Annotated in this window: 19 protein-coding genes; 5 read left to right on the top strand and 14 right to left on the bottom strand. The window is 69.0% G+C overall.

What is annotated here, in order from left to right:
* Nucleotide 1: 1 nt before the first annotated feature.
* Nucleotides 2–769 (top strand): class II aldolase/adducin family protein, encoded by a 768-nt coding sequence (locus ACLJO0_RS24760; protein WP_410580752.1) that lies wholly within the window; start codon nt 2–4, stop codon nt 767–769.
* A gap of 35 nt (nt 770–804) precedes the next feature.
* Complete coding sequence (locus ACLJO0_RS24755; RefSeq protein ID WP_410580751.1) at nt 805–1,242, top strand: NUDIX domain-containing protein; 438 nt, start codon at nt 805–807, stop codon at nt 1,240–1,242.
* On the opposite strand, the gene ACLJO0_RS24750 is transcribed toward ACLJO0_RS24755, so the two are convergent.
* A complete protein-coding gene (locus ACLJO0_RS24750; protein WP_410580750.1) occupies nt 1,214–2,272 on the bottom strand; it encodes a class I SAM-dependent methyltransferase in 1,059 nt (352 codons plus the stop codon). The genes ACLJO0_RS24755 and ACLJO0_RS24750 overlap by 29 nt on opposite strands.
* A 298-nt stretch (nt 2,273–2,570) precedes the next feature.
* Between ACLJO0_RS24750 and ACLJO0_RS24745 the strand changes: the two genes are divergently transcribed.
* Nucleotides 2,571–3,353: an AfsR/SARP family transcriptional regulator gene (locus ACLJO0_RS24745; RefSeq protein WP_125796799.1), complete on the top strand. Its 783-nt coding sequence runs from the start codon at nt 2,571–2,573 to the stop codon at nt 3,351–3,353.
* On the opposite strand, the gene ACLJO0_RS24740 is transcribed toward ACLJO0_RS24745, so the two are convergent.
* From ACLJO0_RS24740 to serC, 6 genes are read right to left on the bottom strand one after another with little or no spacing between them, the layout of a single operon-like run.
* Nucleotides 3,275–4,540: an MFS transporter gene (locus ACLJO0_RS24740; RefSeq protein ID WP_410580749.1), complete on the bottom strand. Its 1,266-nt coding sequence runs from the start codon at nt 4,538–4,540 to the stop codon at nt 3,275–3,277. The genes ACLJO0_RS24745 and ACLJO0_RS24740 overlap by 79 nt on opposite strands.
* The gene (locus tag ACLJO0_RS24735) at nt 4,530–5,234 is read right to left on the bottom strand and encodes an HAD family hydrolase (RefSeq protein WP_410580748.1); all 705 of its coding nucleotides are present in this window, start codon (nt 5,232–5,234) and stop codon (nt 4,530–4,532) included. The genes ACLJO0_RS24740 and ACLJO0_RS24735 overlap by 11 nt, the downstream gene beginning before the upstream one ends.
* Nucleotides 5,231–5,743 (bottom strand): NUDIX domain-containing protein, encoded by a 513-nt coding sequence (locus tag ACLJO0_RS24730; RefSeq protein ID WP_410580747.1) that lies wholly within the window; start codon nt 5,741–5,743, stop codon nt 5,231–5,233. The genes ACLJO0_RS24735 and ACLJO0_RS24730 overlap by 4 nt, the downstream gene beginning before the upstream one ends.
* Nucleotides 5,736–6,506 carry a class II aldolase/adducin family protein gene (locus ACLJO0_RS24725; protein WP_410580746.1) on the bottom strand — a complete coding sequence of 257 codons (771 nt, stop codon included), beginning with the start codon at nt 6,504–6,506 and terminating at the stop codon, nt 5,736–5,738. The genes ACLJO0_RS24730 and ACLJO0_RS24725 overlap by 8 nt, the downstream gene beginning before the upstream one ends.
* Before the next feature lie 36 nt (nt 6,507–6,542).
* Entirely contained in the window at nt 6,543–7,697 is a 1,155-nt protein-coding gene (locus ACLJO0_RS24720; RefSeq protein ID WP_410580745.1) for an FAD-dependent oxidoreductase, read from the bottom strand.
* The gene (serC, locus tag ACLJO0_RS24715; RefSeq protein WP_410580744.1) at nt 7,690–8,841 is read right to left on the bottom strand and encodes a phosphoserine transaminase; all 1,152 of its coding nucleotides are present in this window, start codon (nt 8,839–8,841) and stop codon (nt 7,690–7,692) included. The genes ACLJO0_RS24720 and serC overlap by 8 nt, the downstream gene beginning before the upstream one ends.
* A gap of 213 nt (nt 8,842–9,054) precedes the next feature.
* Between serC and ACLJO0_RS24710 the strand changes: the two genes are divergently transcribed.
* The gene (locus ACLJO0_RS24710) at nt 9,055–10,434 is read left to right on the top strand and encodes a UDP-glucose dehydrogenase family protein (RefSeq protein WP_410580743.1); all 1,380 of its coding nucleotides are present in this window, start codon (nt 9,055–9,057) and stop codon (nt 10,432–10,434) included.
* Between the two features lie 139 nt (nt 10,435–10,573).
* On the opposite strand, the gene pdxS is transcribed toward ACLJO0_RS24710, so the two are convergent.
* Nucleotides 10,574–11,488 (bottom strand): pyridoxal 5'-phosphate synthase lyase subunit PdxS, encoded by a 915-nt coding sequence (gene pdxS, locus ACLJO0_RS24705; protein WP_410580742.1) that lies wholly within the window; start codon nt 11,486–11,488, stop codon nt 10,574–10,576.
* A gap of 201 nt (nt 11,489–11,689) precedes the next feature.
* The gene (locus ACLJO0_RS24700; RefSeq protein ID WP_410580741.1) at nt 11,690–13,108 is read right to left on the bottom strand and encodes an FAD-binding oxidoreductase; all 1,419 of its coding nucleotides are present in this window, start codon (nt 13,106–13,108) and stop codon (nt 11,690–11,692) included.
* A 164-nt stretch (nt 13,109–13,272) separates the two neighbouring features.
* Here ACLJO0_RS24700 and ACLJO0_RS24695 point away from each other — a divergent pair, with 164 nt between their 5' ends.
* Nucleotides 13,273–15,381, top strand: coding sequence for an elongation factor G-like protein EF-G2 (locus tag ACLJO0_RS24695; RefSeq protein ID WP_410580740.1), 2,109 nt, complete (start codon nt 13,273–13,275; stop codon nt 15,379–15,381).
* Between the two features lie 12 nt (nt 15,382–15,393).
* Here ACLJO0_RS24695 and ACLJO0_RS24690 read toward each other — a convergent pair whose 3' ends face one another.
* From ACLJO0_RS24690 to pgsA, 5 genes are read right to left on the bottom strand one after another with little or no spacing between them, the layout of a single operon-like run.
* Entirely contained in the window at nt 15,394–15,870 is a 477-nt protein-coding gene (locus tag ACLJO0_RS24690) for an XdhC family protein (RefSeq protein WP_410580739.1), read from the bottom strand.
* 12 nt (nt 15,871–15,882) lie between these two features.
* The gene (locus ACLJO0_RS24685; protein ID WP_410580738.1) at nt 15,883–16,365 is read right to left on the bottom strand and encodes an NUDIX hydrolase; all 483 of its coding nucleotides are present in this window, start codon (nt 16,363–16,365) and stop codon (nt 15,883–15,885) included.
* On the bottom strand, nt 16,362–17,507 hold the full coding sequence (locus ACLJO0_RS24680; protein WP_410580737.1) for a glycosyltransferase family 4 protein: 1,146 nt from the start codon (nt 17,505–17,507) through the stop codon (nt 16,362–16,364). Before ACLJO0_RS24680 ends, ACLJO0_RS24685 begins: the two co-directional genes overlap by 4 nt.
* A gap of 22 nt (nt 17,508–17,529) precedes the next feature.
* Complete coding sequence (locus tag ACLJO0_RS24675) at nt 17,530–18,447, bottom strand: phosphatidylinositol mannoside acyltransferase (protein ID WP_125788060.1); 918 nt, start codon at nt 18,445–18,447, stop codon at nt 17,530–17,532.
* Nucleotides 18,444–19,085, bottom strand: a complete 642-nt coding sequence (gene pgsA, locus ACLJO0_RS24670; RefSeq protein ID WP_125788059.1) for a phosphatidylinositol phosphate synthase — start codon at nt 19,083–19,085, stop codon at nt 18,444–18,446. The genes ACLJO0_RS24675 and pgsA overlap by 4 nt, the downstream gene beginning before the upstream one ends.
* Nucleotide 19,086 lies beyond the last annotated feature (1 nt).

Below are 19,086 nucleotides of genomic sequence, written 5' to 3'. Positions count from 1 at the left end.
AATGGGTCACGAAGCCGAACGCAACCACATCATCCGGGCCGTCAGCGACATGACGCGTTGGGGGACACTGGATCCGGCCGGTGGTTCGGTCAGCGTCCGCGCCGGCTCCGGGAACATCGTGAGCACCACCGCGAGCTCCGCGTTCGTGCGGTGGGACATCACCGCCCGCAACCTGATGGTCTACGGGCCCGAGGGTTCGATCGTCGAGCGCGCCACGGATCTGGCGCCCCCGGACGCGCCACTGCATATGGCGATCTACCGGGAATTCCCGAACTGCAACGCGATCGTGCACTCCCACGCACCGTACAGCCTGGCGTTCGCCTCGCTCGGTCTCGGCGTGCCCTCCTGCACGAACAAGCTCGACACGATGGGCGAGGTACCCTGCTTCACCTCGGACGACCCCGCCGTCAAGGAGGATGTGCTCGCCGGACGGGTCACCATCGATGTCGCCGAATGCATGGGATCGCGCCCGGACGTGATCGCGGGCTACCTTCTCACGGTGAACCCCCAGATGCTGGAACACTTCGGCTCCCGCGCCGACGAGCTGGACAAGCACGGCCTCGGTTTCGTGGTCTACCGGCACGGCGTCTTCGTCTTCGCCCGCCACCTCGACGAGGCCGTCGAGAATCTCACGCGGATTGAGGTCAGCGCCCGGACCGCGTTGTTCCAGGCCACCCTGCACGGCGGGATCAGCGGGATCAAACCCGACGCACTGCACCACCCTGGCTCAACCTGGTCGGAAAGCCTGTATTCGGGGAACAGCCGCTGAGCGCGCGACCGGGCACCAGGGGCGCGTCCGCGGGAATGCTCTTCGACGATCGCGGACGCATTCTCATCGTCGAACCCACCTATAAACCGGGGTGGGGCTTGCCGGGAGGGGTGATCGAGGAGGGCGAGTCGCCGCTCGCGGCGTGCGTGCGGGAACTGCGCGAGGAACTCGGCATCGCGCCGGTGCTCGGTCCGCTTGCCGGGGTCGACTGGATACCGCCGCGGTCCGGCCGGGACGATTCGAACGTGTTCGTCTTCGCCGGCCGGATCCCGGACGAGATGATCCCCGCGATCCGGCTCCCGGCCGACGAGCTGTCGGCCTGCCAGTTCGTCGACAGGCTCCGGTTCCGGGAGCTGATGGCACCGCATATCGCCCGGCGGATCGAGGTCTGCCGCCGGGCGCACGACGCCGGGCGCGTGGCCTATCTGGAATTCGGTTGCGAGGTCATGCCGGCGCCCTCCGACCCGCGCTGATCGGCTGTAGCCGGAAAGCGAGCCAGCCGAAGCAGCCGAACCAGAACTCGCGCTCCAGTACGAAACCCGCCTCCCCCGCCTCGGCGATCACCTGCGCACGGGTACGGGGGTGTGCGACCGGGTTCCTTTGCGCGTAACGCAGATCGACCAGTTCCTGGTCATAGCTGCCGGTGCGGAAGTACGCCATTGCCAAGCACACCACACCGCCTGTTCTCACCAGCCGCGCCATACTCTGCCACATCGGCGTCGCGTCCCGCAGATAGTGATAAGCGCCGACCAGCATCGCACCGTCGAAGCACTGCGCACCGGGCAGGGCGAGTGGTTGTTCCAGATCCCCCTGGACAATGCGAGTCCGTGGAGCATCGGCGGTGCGTTCGGCCGAGACTCGGACGAAGTCCGGGCTGATCTCCACGCCGACGAACCGACCCTGGCCACCGCCGGTCGTGTGACGCGCGAGTTCAAGCAGCCCCAATCCGGTTCCGGAGGCCAGATCAAGTAAATCGGAACCCGCGGAAACCAGTGTGCGCACCGCACACATTCGAGCGTACCTATAGTACGGGAGTTGCATACCCTGATCCCAGAGATCGGCGTTCGAGGCATCGAAACCCGACAACGCATGCTTTTCCTCATGGGTCAGAGACGCCACCACACGGCCGAAACTCCCGCTGTACCCGAGCTCCCGGTAACTCGATTTCCCGGTGGCCAGCCGGATCAGCTCATTGTCAATCGATCGTGGCGGCACGTAATCGGTCACCGCACTGAAGCGCGAAGGCCGATTACCGACTCGGCGAACCGCTCCGCACCTGTTCAGCGCTTCGAGAAGCAACTCCGCGACCACCGCCTTGCCTGGCACAACTCCATGCCGGGCCACAAATTGCGCCACGGTACGCGGTGTGCCGAACTCGTCGAGCACACCATTATCCAACGCCGCGCGATAGATGAACTCGTAACCGGATCGCCGGTATTCCATATAAGCGGATGCCATCCGCTCCGGCCGGATTCGCAGGAGTTCGTCATCGGTGAAGTTCACGCCCCCGCCCTCCACGAAAAGACTCGGCGACAAATCCCCGACAGTCATCTTACGCCATTCCGGACATGCCAGAAAAGCATTCCGGAACTAATTCCTGACATACTCGGCAAGGTCACAGCAGAGATAGCGTCGACACAGCCCGCAGTCAAGGCCCATTCGCATGAAATCGGCCGTTCGATCGCGTTGCATGAACTCCAAACTTGTGACACTCTGGCCTAAAGTGTCATTTTTCGCGACCCGACACCTTGCGAATGCACTCACGTCATTTGATCTTCGGGCAATGGGGGAGGCATGACAAATGGATTTCCGTGTTCTGGGTCCCGTTGAAGCCGGCCCGGCAAGCCGGATGAGCGGCCTCGGTACGCCGAAGCAACGAGCGCTGTTGAGCATACTCCTGCTCAATGCCAACCACATCGTGTCGGTGAACCGGCTCACCGCGATGCTGTGGGACGGCCCGGCGCCGCGCTCGGCGGTCGCGAACGTCTACAGCTATGTCGCCGGTGTCCGTCGGCTGCTCGACACCGCCGGCGACGCCGGGCGAGACCGTCTGATCACCAGGATGCCCGGATACCTGTTGCGCGTGCGCGCCGACGAACTCGATCTGTCCGTCTTCGAACGGCTCGCGACGCAGGGGCGGGCCGCACTACGCCGGTCCGACCATGAACTCGCCGCCGAATGCCTGAGCAGCGCATTGGATCTGTGGCGCGGAAGACCGCTCGAAGACGTCCGTGTCACCCCCGCGCTGATCGCACCGATCACCGCACTCGAGGGACGCCGGGCCGACGTGCTGAACGACCTCGTCCAGGCCCGGCTGCGGCTGGGGCAGCACAAGGAAGTGGTGGGTGAACTCCGCGAGCTGATCGCGGCTTCCCCGATCTCGGAACTCACTTGGTCGCAGTACATGTTCGCGTTGTACCGGTCCGGGCGCAAAGGCGAGGCCCTCGGCGCGTACCTGGACGCGCGGCGGAACCTGGTCTCGCAGACCGGTGTGGAACCCTCCGCCTATCTTCGCCGCGTCCACCAGGCCATCCTCGCCGGCGCACCCTCCACCGAAGTGCTCGAGCACTGCTGCCGGGACTGACCGGGCCGTTCGGCCGCCACCGGCAGCAGCGCGCCACCGGCGAGAGGAGCGACCGCGATGACCGCGAACGCCCCCGCGTACCCGGCTTTGCCGATGACCGCGCTCAGCACCACCGGACCGGCGGTGGTCACCAGGCTCTGCAGTGTGTGCTGCACTCCCAGCGCACGCCCCAACCGGGCTCGCGCGGCGAATCCGGCGACCGCCGTTGAGGCCAGCCCGTAACCGGTGATCGTCGAGACGCAGGCGACGAGCACCATCACCGTGCCCAGCCAGGTCCTGGTCACCGCACCGATCACGACGAGCGACAGCACGACCGCGTTACCGAAGGCGAAGATCCGCATCAAGCCGAGCGGGGCCCCGAGACGGTCCGCGAGGTAACCGGCCAGCGGCCGGGTGAGCACGGTGAGCAGGAGCGCCCCGCTGAGCAGCCACCCCGCCTGCACCGGGCTCCAGCCTCGATCATCGACGAGGTAACTGACGCTGAACGTGAGCAGCGCGGACTGGGGCAGGATCAGCAACGCGCAGGCCCCGTAGATCCGTCGCCACGGTACCGGCTCGGTATCGCCGGACGCTGTGACGACCGGGGCCCCGTCCGCCCGCGGCCGTCCGCAGAACAGGAACACCACCAGCGCGGTCAGCAGGCAGAGCCCGGCCATCCCGAGCCAGACGACGGACAAGCCGTAGGCGGCCGCGACACCCGGCACGATCGCCGCGGCCAGCGCCGAACTGAGCGGTGTCGCGGTCTGGGTGAGTCCGAGAGCCAAAGCGCGCTGTCGAACGGGAAACCGCCTCACCACCGCCTGCCCGCTCGGTGCGTACACCGAGCTCGCGGTCGCCCCGACGAGGGCGAAGACAGCGAACAGGGCCGTGACACCATCGGTGGCAGCGGCCACGCACAGGAGCAGGGCGCAGAGGGACAGACCGCACGACATGGCGCACCGTTCGCCGAAGCGGTCGGCGAACAGACCCCAACCCAGCATGGCCACGGTCAGTCCGCCGTTGGCGACCCCGACCAGTGCTCCGGCCAGCGCCAGCGACATCCCGGTCTCCGCACGCAAAGCGGGCAGCACCAGCGAGAGCTGGAACACCGCGGTGGCGCCGACCGCCCAGGCGATCAGGCTCACCGACAACAGCGCCCAGCGGTTCGGCGGCCGGCGGAGCGTGAGGCGGCCTGGGTCATCGTCCATGATCGTGCACCCACGCGGCCAGGTCGCCGAGGCTGCGCAGATGTTCGTGTCGCCCTGGTGGATCGGGGCAGTCACGATGCGGATCGAGGTGCAGGGGCCGGATCCCGGCGGCGAGCGCGCCGTCCACGTCGATACGGGCGGTGTCCCCGACGTAGACCGTCCGCTCGGGTTCGGCGTCCAGTTCCCGCAGCGCGAGGTGGAAGATCCCGGGATCCGGTTTGGCGACGCCGACCAGCGCGGAGTCGATCACCAGGGACACCGGGGTCCCGGTTCCCGGCCCCACCTGGCAGATACCGGCCTGGCGCAACTGTTCGGCCACCACCCCGACCGAGTTGGACACCACGCCGAGTGCGACCGGCAAGGAACTCAGTGCGCGCAACGACTTCGCGGCCCCAGCCAGCTCGCGAGTCCACTTCGGACCGTCGATGGCGATGGCGAGTTCGACGACCACTCGCTCGACTCGGTCGTCCTCGACCCCGCACGCCCGGGCGAAGGCGTTCAGGTACAGCAGGCGATTCCGCGGCGGGAACGCGTCGTTCGCCGCGGTGGCCGCGTAGTGAGCGCGGTCGATCACACCCACGTCGGCCTGCACACCTCCGGTCCGCAGGATCGCGATCACGGCTTCGGCGGCCGGCATGATCAGCACTCCCCCGGCATCCAGCAGTACGGTCTCGACCGGTTCGCGCGGGCTCATCCCGGCCCCTCCCCGGAACCGCCGTACCACGCCGGTTTCGCCGATTCCTCGTAGTACACCGTTCCTCCACCGAGATATCCCTCGACGCACGAGCGAACCCGGCGTTCGGTGTGCGGTTCCACCTCCGGTAGCGCCGACACCGGGAAGAAGCCGAATTCGGCGATCTCGCCGGGGTCGGGTTCGATGGCCGCCCGAGCGGTCTCGGGCAGACGACCCGCGAACACGAACAGGTTCGACGCCGCGCGGCGAGGCCGGGACGGGAACCACACCACCCCGACCAGCCGCTCGAGCACCGGTGTGATGCCGAGTTCCTCCCGCACCTCGCGAATGCACGCGGCCAGCGGGGACTCCCCGGCTTCGATCACACCTCCAGGCAGGTCCCAGACCGGCTTGTACCCGGGCCGGACCAGGAGCACCCTGCCGGTGCCGTCGAGCTGCACCGCCCCGGCGGCGCCCCTGGTCCGGGCGAGTTGCGCGTAGTAAGCGCTTTCGGCGGAACCGTCAGACATCCGCGAGCTGCTGTTCGACGGCCAGCCCCGCCTTCGGGAACAGCAGGTTGGGCTCGATCCCGGCCAGACCGCCGCGCAGGATCGCCTGGAAGACAGCCGTCCGCGCACTCATCTCCACCCTGGCCAGGTTCTCCACCGCCTCGGTCAGTCCACGGGCGAAAGTGAAGGCACCATGGCGATAGAGTACGCACGCCAGGCCGTGGCGCTTGAGTTCGTCCGCCCGCGGGCCCAGTTTCTGCTTCAGCTGCGGGATGAGCTGGTAGGTGTCGACAGCCGCGATCTCCGGCCGCTGGGCGATGCCGTCGGGCAGCTTGACCTCGGGCCGGTCCGACTCACCGCTGAGCACCCCGCCCTTGACCGCGGTGTCGTCGGCGATCAGGCAGGGCACCTCGCCCAGGGTGTCCAGCTGGTTGACACAGGAGGGAATGCCCATGCCCAGTGAGGCGAACGCGAGCACATAGGCACTGTGCGCGTGCACGATCGCGCGGCAGTCGGGGAACATCTCGTAGGCGGCCATGTGGATCAGCGCGCCCACCGGCGCCACTCCCCCGGTGCGCTCCCTCAGTTCGCCGGTCGCCGAGATCACCGTCATGTCGCGCGGTGTGACCCTCCAGCGGGCGAACGCGGAACCGGTGGCGGTGACGATGATGTCGCCGTTGTCGGCCCGGACGCTCAGGCCGCCGCCGGTGGTCTCGATCATCCCCCAGCGGGCCATGTCGTTGATGCTTTCCACGAGCAGCTGCCGTTCGGCTTCGTACAACATGTTCTCTCCTTTGTCGTTGGCTACCGATCCGGAAACTCAGCGATGCCGGCGAGCCAGTTGTCCCGGGGTCGTGCTCTCCTTGCTCTGGTACCTCTCCCGCGGTCCCAGCCCGAACTCGGGCAGTGGCTGCTCGCCGCCCTCGATCAGGTCAGCGGTGTACTCACCGAACGCGGGACCGAACTTGAAGGCGTGCCCGCCCCCGCCTGCCAGCCAGCCGCCAACCGATTCCGGCACCGGCGCGAGCAGGAAATGCTGATCCGCGGTCAGCTCGTATTGGCAAACGTGCCGCGACACCAGCGGAGCGCCGGCCAGCGCGGGAAACCGGTGGGCGAGCGCCCAGCGGGCGGCTTGCTCGGCCGCCGGATCGGGAGGGCGGTCGGCGAGATCGGGATCGATGACCGGAGCGGCGCCAAGCGCCCCGCCGACCTTGAAGCCGCTGTCGTCGATGTCCCCGGCACCGTATGCGCCGCCGTCGACCCACACCGGGAGGCCGGGCGTCCGCCAGTGCGGTTCCACGCCGAAGTAGAAGACGTTCTGCCGGACGGATTCGATCTCCGCCAGATGCGGGAACCAGCGTCCCAGCCACGGACCGCAAGCCCAGATCGTCTGATCGGCGGGCAGCACCTTGCCGTCCACGATGGCCCTGCCTTTCGCGTCCGGCCGGGCCTTGGCGATGCGTAACCTCGCACCTGCCCGCAAAGCACGGCGCATCAGGGTCAGGACGCCCAGCCGAGCCCGCAACACGCCACTGCTCGGTTCGTGCAACACGAATTCGAGGTCGTCGCAGCGCACGTCGGGGAAGAAGTCGCGGGCCGCCTCGGGGGCCAGCCGCTCGACCGGGAGGCCCAGCGCCTCGAGACTGCGAGCACTCTGTTCCTCGAATTCGGCCTCTCCTTTGGCGAACCAGACGACGCCCACGTTGTGGAAGAGCTCGATTCCTTCCTCCACCCCGATTTCCTGCCACAGCTGCCGGGCCCGCCAGGCCTGGCGGGTGTACCAGACGTCGATGTCACGGCCTCCGCCGTAGGACAACCGGAGCACCCGGGAGGTGTCGTGGCTGGAGCCCCGCACATGTCCCGGTGTGTATTGTTCGACGACGGTGACCGACCAACCCCGCTGGACAAGGCTGTGGGCGATGGACGCGCCGACGATCCCAGCACCGACCACCACCACCGTAGGTGCATCAGGCATTGGACCTCCTTCCCCGCCCGGCCGGTCGGCCGAGCTGTGCGACGGCATGGTCGATACAGGACAACAGCGCTTCGGCGTCGGCGATCTCGATCGCCGGGAACATGCCCATGCGGATCTGGTTCCGGCCGAAACTGCGATGGGGCTCCAGGTCGAGAATGCCGTGCGCCCGCAGCCCGGCGACCATGTGCGCAGCGTCGATGTGCTCGGCGAACTCGATCGTCGCGACCACTGGCGACCGCTGTTCCGGTTCGGCGACGAACGGTGCCGCGTAAGGCGAATCCTCGGCCCAGCCATAGACCAGCGCGGCCGTTTTCGCCGCCTTGGCCGCGGCGCCGCTCAGCCCGCCGAGGCCGAGCAGCCAGTCGATCTGCTCGCTCAACAGGAACAGCGACGCCACCGACGGGGTGTTGAACGTGAGGTCACGAGCCGAGTGGTCGATGGCGGCCGGCAGGCTGAAGAACTCCGGAATATACCGGCCGCCGGCCGCGATCTCCTCGGCGCGGGCCACCGCCGCCGGTGACATCAGCGCGATCCACAGCCCCCCGTCGGCACCGAAGCACTTCTGTGGTGCGAAGTAGTAGACGTCGAACGCCTCCGGCCGCACGAGCATGCCCCCAGCCGCACTGGTTCCGTCGACCAGCACCAGGGCATCGGCACCGGCACCGGGTACCCGGTGGATCGGCATGGCCACGCCGGTCGAGGTCTCGTTCTGCGTCAGCGCGTAGGCATCGACTTCCGGCTCCGCGCGCGGCTCCGGGTGGGTTCCAGGCGGACTCTCGATCACCGAAGGCTCGGCCAGCCACGGCGTGCTCCGGTCGACCGCGGTGAAACGGCCGGAGAACTCACCGAAGGACAGGTGCTGGGCCCGGTTCCGGATGAGGCCGTGGGTGGCGATGTTCCAGAAGGCCGTGCCCCCACCATTGCCGAGCACCACCTGGTAGTCCGCGGGCAGCTCGAACAGCTCCCGCAGCCCGGCGCGAACCCGCCCGAGCAACGCGCGCACCGCGCCACGGCGGTACGAGGTCCCGAGGAAGTCCGCACCGCGCGAGGCGAGCGCGTCCAGTTGCTCGGGCCGCACCTTGGCCGGGCCGCACCCGAATCGCCCGTCGACGGGCAACAGGCCTTCCGGGAGACTCAAATCCACTGCTTCATCGTCAGGCACAACACCGGATCGTAAAGCCTCCCCGCGGCGGGGGCAGCTCACCGACGGCTCTCTGTGGGACATTTATGGGGGCTGTATGGAAACTGTGTGGACCTTTGAAAAAGGGCCGCTTATCAGCCGATTCACACTTGACCTTGCCGAGCGGGACGACGCAGTATCGGACTGGCAGCCCGTGCCACCGAGGGGATCCCAGCCATGCGAATCACCGTTCTCGGGACCGGCTATCTGGGTGCCACACACGCAGCTTGTATGGCTGAAATGGGGTACGAAGTACTCGGCATGGACACCGATCCAGAAAAGATTTCCGCACTCTCCGCCGGAACTCCGCCGTTCTACGAGCCGGGCCTCGAACGTCTTGTCCGAAGACATCTGAAATCCGGCCGACTGCGATTCACCTCCTCGTACGGGGAGATCGAAAAGTTCGCAGGCGGCACACTTACCGTACATTTCCTCTGCGTCGGAACGCCGGAGAAGAAGACCGACAGGGCAGCCGATCTCCATTTTCTCGAACAAGCGATTCACCGGCTGGCCCCCACTCTGCGCGGGCCGGGTCTGGTGGTCGGGAAATCGACGGTCCCGGTCGGGACAGCGGAGCGGCTCGCCGTCAGCCTGAGCCGGTGCGCGCCGGCCGGCGCGCACGTCGAGCTGGCCTGGAATCCGGAATTCCTGCGCGAGGGCTTCGCCATCGGCGACACACTCAGCCCGGCCCGGCTGGTGTTCGGGGTGAGTTCCCCACAAGCCGAATCCCTTCTGCGCGAGGTGTACCGGATCCCGCTCGCCCGCGGTGTGCCGCTGGTGGTCACCGATCTGCCCACGGCGGAACTGGTCAAGGTGTCCGCCAACGCGTTCCTGGCCACCAAGATCTCGTTCATCAACGCCATGGCCGAGGTCTGCGAGGCCACCGGCGCCGATGTCACCCACCTCGCCCGCGCGCTCGCGCACGATCCGCGCATCGGCGAGCAGTATCTTCTGCCCGGCCTCGGTTTCGGCGGCGGCTGCCTGCCCAAGGATCTCCGCGCCTTCCAGTTCAGGGCCGGTGAGCTCGGCGTCGGGCACACGCTGGGTTTCCTCCGCGAGGTGGATGCCATCAATCTCCGCCGTCGGCGCCGGATGGTCGACCTCACGCGCGAGCGGTGCGGTGGTTCCTTTCGCGGCAAGCGAGTGGCCGTCTGGGGCGCGGCGTTCAAGCCCGGCTCGGACGACATCCGCGATTCACCCGCACTCAGTGTCGCCGCGTCCATCCAGCTCCAGGGCGCCGAGGTGACCGTCTACGACCCGAAGGCGGCCGACAACGCGTGCAAGAACTTCCCGAACCTGAACTACGCGAGCTCCGCTGTCGAGGCGGCGACCGGTGCCGACGTGCTACTGCACCTCACCGAATGGCAGGAGTTCCAGGAACTCGATCCGGAGGCGGTCGGCGCCGTGGTCGCCACCCGCCAGGTCATCGACGGCCGCAACACCCTGGACGCTCAGCGGTGGAGCGCCGCGGGCTGGGCCTACTACGCACTCGGGCGCCCGCCCGCCGATGACCGTGACCGCTCGGCCCTGTCGGTGCCGACCAGCCCGGACTCGTAGGCAATGATGACGAGCTGGGCCGGTCGCGGGCGTGCGGCCTTCCCGAGCAACAACGCCAGAAACGGGACCGGCGGCATTCTGGAACACAAGAGGCCCCGTGAACAGACGTTCACAGGGCCTCTTGCCGATCGTCCGGCTGTTACCAGCCGCGCTCGGACAGCCGGTGGGGCTCGGGCACGTCGTCGACGTTGATGCCGACCATCGCTTCACCGAGACCGCGCGAAACCTTCGCGATGACGTCCGGGTCGTCGTAGAAGGTGGTGGCCTTGACGATCGCCTCGGCGCGCTGCGCCGGGTTGCCGGACTTGAAGATGCCGGAGCCGACGAACACGCCTTCGGCACCGAGCTGCATCATCATCGCGGCGTCGGCCGGGGTCGCGATGCCGCCCGCGGTGAACAGCACGACGGGGAGCTTGCCCTTCGCCGCGACCTCCTTGACGAGGTCGTACGGGGCCTGGAGTTCCTTCGCCGCAACGTAAAGCTCGTCCTCGGGCAGCGAGGAAAGGCGGCGCAGCTCCGCGCGGATCTTGCGCATGTGCGTGGTCGCGTTCGAGACGTCGCCGGTGCCGGCCTCGCCCTTGGAGCGGATCATCGCCGCGCCCTCGTTGATGCGGCGCAGCGCTTCGCCGAGGTTGGTCGCACCACAGACGAAGGGCACGGTGAAGGCCCACTTGTCGATGTGGTTCTCGTAGTCGGCCGGGGTCAGCACCTCGGACTCGTCGATGTAGTCGACGCCGAGCGACTGAAGCAGCTGAGCCTCGACGAAGTGGCCGATGCGGGCCTTCGCCATGACGGGGATCGAAACGGCCTCGATGATGCCGTCGATCAGGTCGGGGTCGCTCATCCGGGCCACACCGCCCTGCGCGCGGATGTCCGCGGGGACCCGCTCGAGCGCCATCACCGCGACGGCGCCGGCGTCCTCGGCGATCTTCGCCTGCTCGGCGGTGACCACGTCCATGATCACACCGCCCTTGAGCATCTCCGCCATCCCGCGCTTGACCCGGCCGGTGCCGGTGAGCGAGGTGGTGGCCGTGTTCGTGGAGTCGTCAGACACTGCTGGACCTTTCGGAAAGCGCACGAGGTGGGGTGACGCCTTCGAGGGTAGGCCGCTTTTGGACCTCTGAACCAGGCCAGTTCGCGGCGATTTCAGCAGTCCACTGGGTGATCTGGCCCGCATTGGCCCGCAATTCGGCACCTGTTTGCGGTAGTTCGGCGTCGAACTACCGCAAACAGGTGCCGAATTGCGGAAGAGGGGCTAGCGGGCCAGGCCTTGGGTGAAGGCGAAGAGGCCATCCGGGTCGTACTTCCGGGCCACCCGGCGCAGTCGCGGGAGGCTGTCGCCGTAGTACGCCTTCGCCCAGTCCGGCATCTCCGGATCGATGTAGTTGACGTACCCGGCCCGCCCGTACTCCCGGCCGAGTTCGTCCCGGACCAGGCCGATCGACCGGCGCGCGTACGCCTCGCCGCCATCCAGGCCACGGGTGATCTGGATGCTGCCCAGCGCCGACCGGTACGGGAAGCACGACTCGCTCGACGGCACCCGCGCGATCGCGCCCCCGTACGCGTCCACGATCGAATACAGCTTCGGATCGCTCGTCAGCAACGACGCCAGCGCGCCGGGGTCGGGCACCGGATGGGTCAGCATCCTCGACGTGGCCACGTACTCGCCGCGCTGCGCGACAGCGGCGGGGAAGGCGGCCTCCTGCGCGAAGGCGCGCATCGTGGCCAAGTGGCCCTGTTCGGTCACCTCGCGTTCGGTCGGCTGAGTGCCGACGCGGCGGATCAGATCGTCCAGTAGCGGGTTCACCTGCGCGGCGGAGCCCACGAAGCAGCCGCCACAGTTCGCGACGGTCGCGCCGAGACCCATTCCGGACCACAATTCGTCCGGCATCGCGGGCTGCCATTCCTGCCAGGCCGCGACCAGCGAGGCCAGCGCGGCGGGCGGGAAGATCAGGTTGAAGTTCGTCAATGTCCTGGCCGCCGCCGTGCGGAAGGTGAACGACGTGACGATGCCGAAGTTGCCGCCACCGCCGCCGCGCAACGCCCACAGCAGGTCCGGCGCGGTCTCCGCCGACACCAGACGCGCTTTCCCGTCGGCGCCGACGAAGCGCACCGATTCCACGTTGTCACAGGTCAGCCCGTACTTGCGGGCCAGCACGCCGATTCCGCCGCCGAGGGTCAGGCCCGCGATGCCGACCTGAGGGCAACTGCCGGCCGGCAGTGCGCGGCCCGCCGCCGCCAGCGCCTCGTACACCTGGCCGAGCCGCGCGCCCGCGCCGATCGCCGCCCGGCCGCCGGGCAGGATCTCGACCGTGTTCAGCCGGGACAGGTCGACGACGAGCCCTCTGTCCACAACGGAATAGCCGCCGTAACTGTGCCCGCCCGAGCGGGCCGCGATCGGAATCCGCTGCCTGGCCGCGAAATCGACGCAATTCCGGACGTCGTCCTCGGTCGCGCAGACCGCGACACCGGCGGGCAGCCGATGGTCGTAGAGGCTGAAGAATCCGAGCCTCACTTCGTCATAGCCGGGGTCGCCGGGCCGGAACAGCTCACCCGTCAACCGGGAACGCAGCCGTTCCCACGGACCACCGCCCTCGGGGATCGCCGCGGGCGCCGCCGCGAGCACCGGAACCGCGCCTGCCAGCCGTAACACCGTTCGTCTGTCGAGCTCCATCGCTCATCCCCCACCGTCGGATCCGCCTCCGGGTGTCCGCCATCGAGCATAACGGCGCTTCGACATTCGGGGGGTCCCTCGCCGGTCGCCTTGCCGCGACGGCCGTCGCGGGTGTGTGATCGAGGACACACCTGTACGCGGCATCGTGTGGTGAGGAGACCGGCATGGCCGACAAACAGAGCAAGAACGGAGACTCCGGGGCCGCCGTCGCTGTGGACGACCCGGCGAAAGTACGCAACGTCGTCCTCGTCGGCCCCTCGGGATCAGGCAAGACGACACTCGCCGAGGCACTGCTCGCCGCCTCCGGCACGGTGACGCGGGCAGGCTCGGTCGTGGAGGGCACCACCGTATGCGACCACGACCCCGCCGCGGTCCGGCAGCAGCGGTCGGTCGGCCTTTCGGTCGCGCCGGTGCTGCACCAGGGCCACAAGATCAACCTCATCGACACCCCCGGGTACGCCGATTTCGTCGGCGAACTGCGGGCCGGGCTCCGCGCCGCCGACGCGGCGTTGTTCGTGGTCTGTGCGGCGGAAGGCGTCGACGCGGCCACGGTCGCGGTCTGGGAGGAGTGCGCGGCAGTCGGGATGCCGAGGGCGGTGGTCGTCTCGCGGCTCGACCATCATCGCGCCGATCCCGAAGGCGAGATCGCCGCTTGCCAGGAGGCCTTCGGCGCCGGAGTCCTGCCGCTGTACCTCCCCGCTCGCGATGGGCTCGTCGGACTCATCACGCGCCGCTACTTCGACTATTCGAACGGCTTCCCACCCGAGGTCGGCGAGCCGGACGAGGCCGATCTCGCCCGGATGACCGAGGCCCGCAACGAACTGATCGAAGGGGTCATCGCCGAGAGCGAGGACGAGTCCCTGATGGACCGCTACCTCTCGGGCGAGGAGATCTCCGAGGACACGCTGATCGCCGACCTCGAAACCGCCGTCGCCCGCGGCTCCTTCCATCCGGTGATCCCGGTGTGCGCGACGACCGGGGTCGGGCTCGCCGAGGTCCTCGACGGGATCGTGCGCGCTTTCCCGTCACCGCTGGAGCACGTCCCGCCGGAGGTCACCTCGCCCACCGGCGAACCGCACGCCGGTCTCCGCGCCGACCCCGACGGCCCCCTGGCCGCCGAGGTGGTCCGGACCGCTGTCGACTCCTACGTCGGCAGGGTTTCGCTGGTGCGGGTGTTCTCCGGGACGCTTCGACCGGAACGCCCGGTGCACGTCTCCGGCCACGGTCTCGCCGAACGCGGCCACGAGGATCACGACGCCGACGAACGGGTCGCACATCTGTACTCGCCGCTCGGGGCGAACCTGCGTGAGGTGCCGTACTGCGTCGCGGGTGACCTCTGCGCGCTCACCAAGGTCGGCTCGGCTGAAACGGGCGACACCGTCTCCTCGCCGGAAGACCCGCTGATCATGAAACCGTGGGCGATGCCGGAACCGCTGCTGCCGGTCGCCGTCGTCGCGAAGACACGCAGCGACGAGGACACCTTGGCACGCAACCTTTCCCGGCTCGTCGCGGGCGACCCGACGCTGCGGCTGGACCGCAACGCCGAGACCAACCAGCTCGTGCTGTGGTGCATGGGTGAGGCGCACGCCGACGTCGTGCTGTCGCGGCTGCGCGCGGGAGGCGCCGACGTGGACACCGAGCCCGTCCGCATCAGCCTGCGGTCGACCTTCGCCGGGCCGGGCCGCGGCCACGGACGGCACGTCAAACAGTCCGGTGGCCACGGCCAGTTCGCCGTCTGCGACATCGAAGTCCAGCCGCTGCCGAGGGGTTCGGGCTTCGAGTTCGTGGACAAGGTCGTCGGCGGCTCGGTGCCCCACCAGTTCATCCCGAGTGTCGAGAAGGGAGTCCGGGCCCAGGCACAGCGAGGGATCGTCGACGGCCATCCGCTGATCGACATCAGGGTGACCCTCGTCGACGGCAAGGCGCACAGCGTCGACTCGTCGGACGCCGCGTTCCAGACGGCGGGCGCGCTGGCGCTGAAGGAGGCCGCCGCGGCGGCCAAGATCGCGCTGCTCGAACCACTCGAAGAGGTGGCAGTGCGGCTGCCGGACGAGCACCTGGGCACCGTGCTGGGCGACCTCTCGTCCCGGCGCGGCCGCGTCCTCGGTACCGAATCGGGTGAAGGCGGCCGCACGGTCATCCGCGCCGAGGTGCCCGCGGTCGAGCTCCTGCGCTACGCCATCGACCTGCGTTCACTGACGTCGGGCACGGCGACGTTCACCCGCAGGCACGCCCGGTTCGAGCCGATGCCGGAGGGAGCGGTGGCCCACTGAGCCCGCAATTCGTCATCTACTTGCGTTGGCCGGGAACTCGAAGCCGCCGGGTCGGCCGTTCCGGTCGGCCAGCAGACCGGCCAGGGTGGCGATGGCGATCTCGGGTGGTGTGCGTGAGCCGATGTTCAGCCCGACCGGGCGATGGACACGGGCGATCTCCCGGTCCGGGACGTCCAGTGCCCGGAGCGCGGCGACGTGCGGGCCGGCGTGGCGCGGATTGCCGAGTACCCCGACCCACCGGGTGGGGCGGTCCAGCACGGCCTTGAGCACGTCGCCGAGTTCGGGCCGGTTGTGGTCGGTGACGACGACGTCGGCGTCCGTGCCGAGTTCCGGCACCGTCGTGACGGCCTCCAAGCCGTTCTCGACGTCCGTCACGCGGGCGCCGTCCGGATCGAACAACACCGCCCGATAGCCGAGATCCTCGCCGTAGCGCAGGAGGAACGACGCCACCGGCGTCGCGAACACAGCCACCAGCAGCCGCTCGCTCATGGGTTCGTCCTCCTACAGATCGGGCTCGGCGATCTCGAAGTATTCCGGAAGCCGGGCTGTCCCGGCGAGACCGAAGTACCGGACCTTCCGCCGCCGCCGCAGGTGCAGGGTGTCCCGGACGGCGTCGTTGTGCACGCGCCGGGCGATGACGACACGGTGTTCGGCGTCGGTCAGCTCCTCGGCCAGCGGCGGCGGCAGGGTCGCGCGGTCGACCCGCGCCAGCCGCAGCGTCAGCTCGCTTTCCTCGGCTTCGCGATCCTGCCTGCGCGCCCGCTCGGCACGCTCGGCCAACGCGCGCAGCTCGTCGTCGCCCAGGATCGCGGCGGCCGCCCTGGCGACGACGGCACGCCGCGCGAGGGCCGCGTCGAGCGCCGCCCAGCCCGCGTCCGTGCGGACGTGCAGCCGGTCCAGCCGATTCGCCGTCGCGAGCAGGAAAAGCCCGCCCAGCACCACGATCGCGGCCACCAGACCGCCGATCCACACCCAGGTCGTCATCGGCTGAACTCGCGGTCGCCCGCGCCGACCCGGCGGGGATCGGCGGCGATCGCCGTCTCGTACACGCGCAGCACCTGCGTGGTGACCACGGACCAGTCGAACATCGCGACCCGCTCCCCCGCGGCCGCCGCCAGCGACACCCGGCGAGCCGGATCTCCGAGCAGCTCACGCAATCCGTCGGCCAGTGCCCCCGCGTCGCCGGTCTCGGTCAGCATCCCGGCCTTGCCGTCGTCGAGCACCCGGCGGAACGAATCCAGGCCGCTGGCCAGCACCGGCGTTCCCGCCGCCATCGCCTCGGTGAGGATCATCCCGAAACTCTCGCCGCCCGTGTTCGGGGCGCAGTAGACGTCGACGCTGCGCAGCGCCCGCGCTTTCGTCTCGTCGTCGACCTGGCCCAGCAGGTCGATATGCGGCGCGAGCTCCGGCCCTGCCTCACGCCGGAGCTGATCGGCGTCGCCGCGGCCGACGACCAGCAATCGCAGCTCCTCGAACTCCGGCAGCAGCATCCGCAACGCCTCCAGCAGCACACCCATCCCCTTGCGGGACTCGGTGTACCGCCCGACGAAACCGACCGTGCCGCCCGCACGCGGATAGCCGTCCAGCGGAAGCGCCCGGGAGAAGAAGTCGACGTCGACGCCGTTGGGCACCTCGACCGCGTCCCCGCCGGCGTGCTCGACCTGGACCCGGCGTGCCAGCGCCGACACCGCGATCCGCGCGGTGATCTTCTCCAGCAGCGGGCGCAGCACCGGCTGGAACGCCGCCAGCGTGCGCGAACGGGTCGTCGCGGTGTGGAAGGTCGCCACGATCGGGCCGTCCGCGATCTTCAGCGCCAGCAGGGAAAGACTCGGCGCGGCGGGCTCGTGCAGGTGCAGGACGTCGAAGTCGCCGTCGCGGATCCACCGCCGCACCCTGGAGTAGGACACCGGGCCGAACTGCAACCGCGCGACCGAGCCGTTGTACGGGATGCCGAGCGCCTTTCCCGCGGGAACGACGAAATCCGGGACGTCGGAGTCCTCGTCCGCCGGAGCGAGGACGGAGACCTGGTGCCCGCGCGCCAGCAGCGCCTTCGCGAGATCGATGACGTGCCCCTGCACGCCACCCGGCACGTCGAACGAGTAGGGGCAGACGATCCCGATCTTCATGACCCGCGCCTGAGCCATCGGCTCAACTCGCTTCGCCGAGCTCGGCCTGTTCCCCGGCTTCGAAATCGGAGAGCCAGAACTTCTGCATCATGTGCCAGTCGGCCGGATGCGCGGCGATGTCCCCCGCGAAGATGTCCGCCAGCGCCTGGGTGGCCGCCGGGACCTCGGACCGGTTCGTGACCCGGATCCGCGGATGCAACCGGATCTGCCAGCCGTCCTCGGTGAACCAGCAGCCCGCCGGGATCAGCGCGGCGCCGGTGGTGGCGGCCAGCCTGGCAGGCCCGCCGGGCATCCGGGTCTGCTCGCCGAAGAACTTGACGGGTACGCCCGAATTCGTCAGGTCCCGGTCGCCGACCAGGCAGATCGCCTTGTTCTCGCGCAGCCGCTTGAGCAGTACGCGCATCGCGGAGCTGTCACCGGTCAGCGGAACGATCTCGAAACCGAGCGACTCCCGGTAGGACACGAACCGCTGGTACAGCGATTCGGGCTTCAGCCGTTCCGCGACCGTGGTGAAGCCGCCGAGGTAATCCGCGAGCCAGACGCCCGCCGCGTCCCAGTTCCCGCTGTGCGGCAGCGCCATCACCGCGCCGTTGCCCTCGGCGAGGGCGGCGTCGAGGTTCTCCACGCCGGTGATCGACTGGGCGACCTTACGGCTGACCTCCTTGTGGTCCATCGAGGGCAGCCGGAACATCTCGTGCCAGTAGCGCGCGTACGAACGCATCGCGCGGCGGGTCAGTTCGTCGAGTTCGACGCCGTCGGCCTGCGGCACCACCCTGGCGAGATTGCGCCGCAGCTGGCGGACGCCACCGCCGTCCCGCCGGACCGCGAGGTCGGCGCCCAGTCCGAAGGTCACCGCGCCCGCGGACTCCGGCAGCAAGCGCGCGAGCCGCCAGCCCGCCGCGTAGCCGAAGTCACTGAGCCGCTGGGAGAATCCGCTCATGCCCCACCCTCCGCGGCGGGTGGCCCGGCCGCTTTGGCGGCCCTCGCCGCCTTGGCCACCGCGGCCGTCCGCTGCAGCAGGGTGATCACCGAAAGCACCGCGAGCAGCCAGAGTGTGATGTCCACGGTGTACGGAACGCCCAGACCGTGCAGTCCGGTTCCCACGAGGGCGATGATCAGGCGTTCCGCGCGTTCGACGAGCCCGCCGTCGGCCTCCAGCCCGGAAGCCTCGGCACGGGCCTTGACGTACGAGATGACCTGCGCGAGCACCAGGCAGATCAACGCGGCGGCGGCGGCCGGGCGGTTGTCGTCGTGGACGAAGCACCACCAGGCGATCGCGGCGAACAACGCGCCGTCGACCAGCCTGTCGCAGGTCGCGTCGAGGACGGCCCCGAACGCCGTGCCGTACCCGCGGGCGCGGGCCATCGCGCCGTCGAGCAGGTCCAGCATCGCGAAGCCCCAGACGGTGAAGGTGCCCCACAGCAGCATGTCGTTGGGAAAGAACGCGAGCGCGCACAGCACCGCCCCGGCCGTGCCGATGACGGTCATCGCGTTCGGGGTCAGCCCGGCACGCACGAGCACCTTCCCCATCGGGTCGGTGACGCGGGAAACGGAGGCGCGCGCGAAAATGTTGAGCATC

The sequence above is a fragment of the Amycolatopsis sp. lyj-108 genome (assembly GCF_046549005.1).
In the GTDB taxonomy this organism is placed as follows: domain Bacteria; phylum Actinomycetota; class Actinomycetes; order Mycobacteriales; family Pseudonocardiaceae; genus Amycolatopsis.
This window is presented reverse-complemented; position numbering and strand designations above follow the sequence as displayed.

Coding starts and splice junctions, on each gene's coding strand:
- ACLJO0_RS24730 (WP_410580747.1), bottom strand. CDS start 5,743: ATGTCTGACGGTTCCGCCGAAAGCGCTTACTACGCGCAACTCGCCCGG.
- ACLJO0_RS24695 (WP_410580740.1), top strand. CDS start 13,273: ATGGCCGACAAACAGAGCAAGAACGGAGACTCCGGGGCCGCCGTCGCT.
- ACLJO0_RS24755 (WP_410580751.1), top strand. CDS start 805: ATGCTCTTCGACGATCGCGGACGCATTCTCATCGTCGAACCCACCTAT.
- ACLJO0_RS24680 (WP_410580737.1), bottom strand. CDS start 17,507: ATGAAGATCGGGATCGTCTGCCCCTACTCGTTCGACGTGCCGGGTGGC.
- ACLJO0_RS24685 (WP_410580738.1), bottom strand. CDS start 16,365: ATGACGACCTGGGTGTGGATCGGCGGTCTGGTGGCCGCGATCGTGGTG.
- ACLJO0_RS24740 (WP_410580749.1), bottom strand. CDS start 4,540: ATGGACGATGACCCAGGCCGCCTCACGCTCCGCCGGCCGCCGAACCGC.
- ACLJO0_RS24745 (WP_125796799.1), top strand. CDS start 2,571: ATGGATTTCCGTGTTCTGGGTCCCGTTGAAGCCGGCCCGGCAAGCCGG.
- ACLJO0_RS24690 (WP_410580739.1), bottom strand. CDS start 15,870: ATGAGCGAGCGGCTGCTGGTGGCTGTGTTCGCGACGCCGGTGGCGTCG.
- ACLJO0_RS24760 (WP_410580752.1), top strand. CDS start 2: ATGGGTCACGAAGCCGAACGCAACCACATCATCCGGGCCGTCAGCGAC.
- ACLJO0_RS24675 (WP_125788060.1), bottom strand. CDS start 18,447: ATGAGCGGATTCTCCCAGCGGCTCAGTGACTTCGGCTACGCGGCGGGC.
- pgsA (WP_125788059.1), bottom strand. CDS start 19,085: ATGCTCAACATTTTCGCGCGCGCCTCCGTTTCCCGCGTCACCGACCCG.
- ACLJO0_RS24735 (WP_410580748.1), bottom strand. CDS start 5,234: ATGAGCCCGCGCGAACCGGTCGAGACCGTACTGCTGGATGCCGGGGGA.
- ACLJO0_RS24700 (WP_410580741.1), bottom strand. CDS start 13,108: ATGGAGCTCGACAGACGAACGGTGTTACGGCTGGCAGGCGCGGTTCCG.
- ACLJO0_RS24725 (WP_410580746.1), bottom strand. CDS start 6,506: ATGTTGTACGAAGCCGAACGGCAGCTGCTCGTGGAAAGCATCAACGAC.
- ACLJO0_RS24710 (WP_410580743.1), top strand. CDS start 9,055: ATGCGAATCACCGTTCTCGGGACCGGCTATCTGGGTGCCACACACGCA.
- ACLJO0_RS24720 (WP_410580745.1), bottom strand. CDS start 7,697: ATGCCTGATGCACCTACGGTGGTGGTGGTCGGTGCTGGGATCGTCGGC.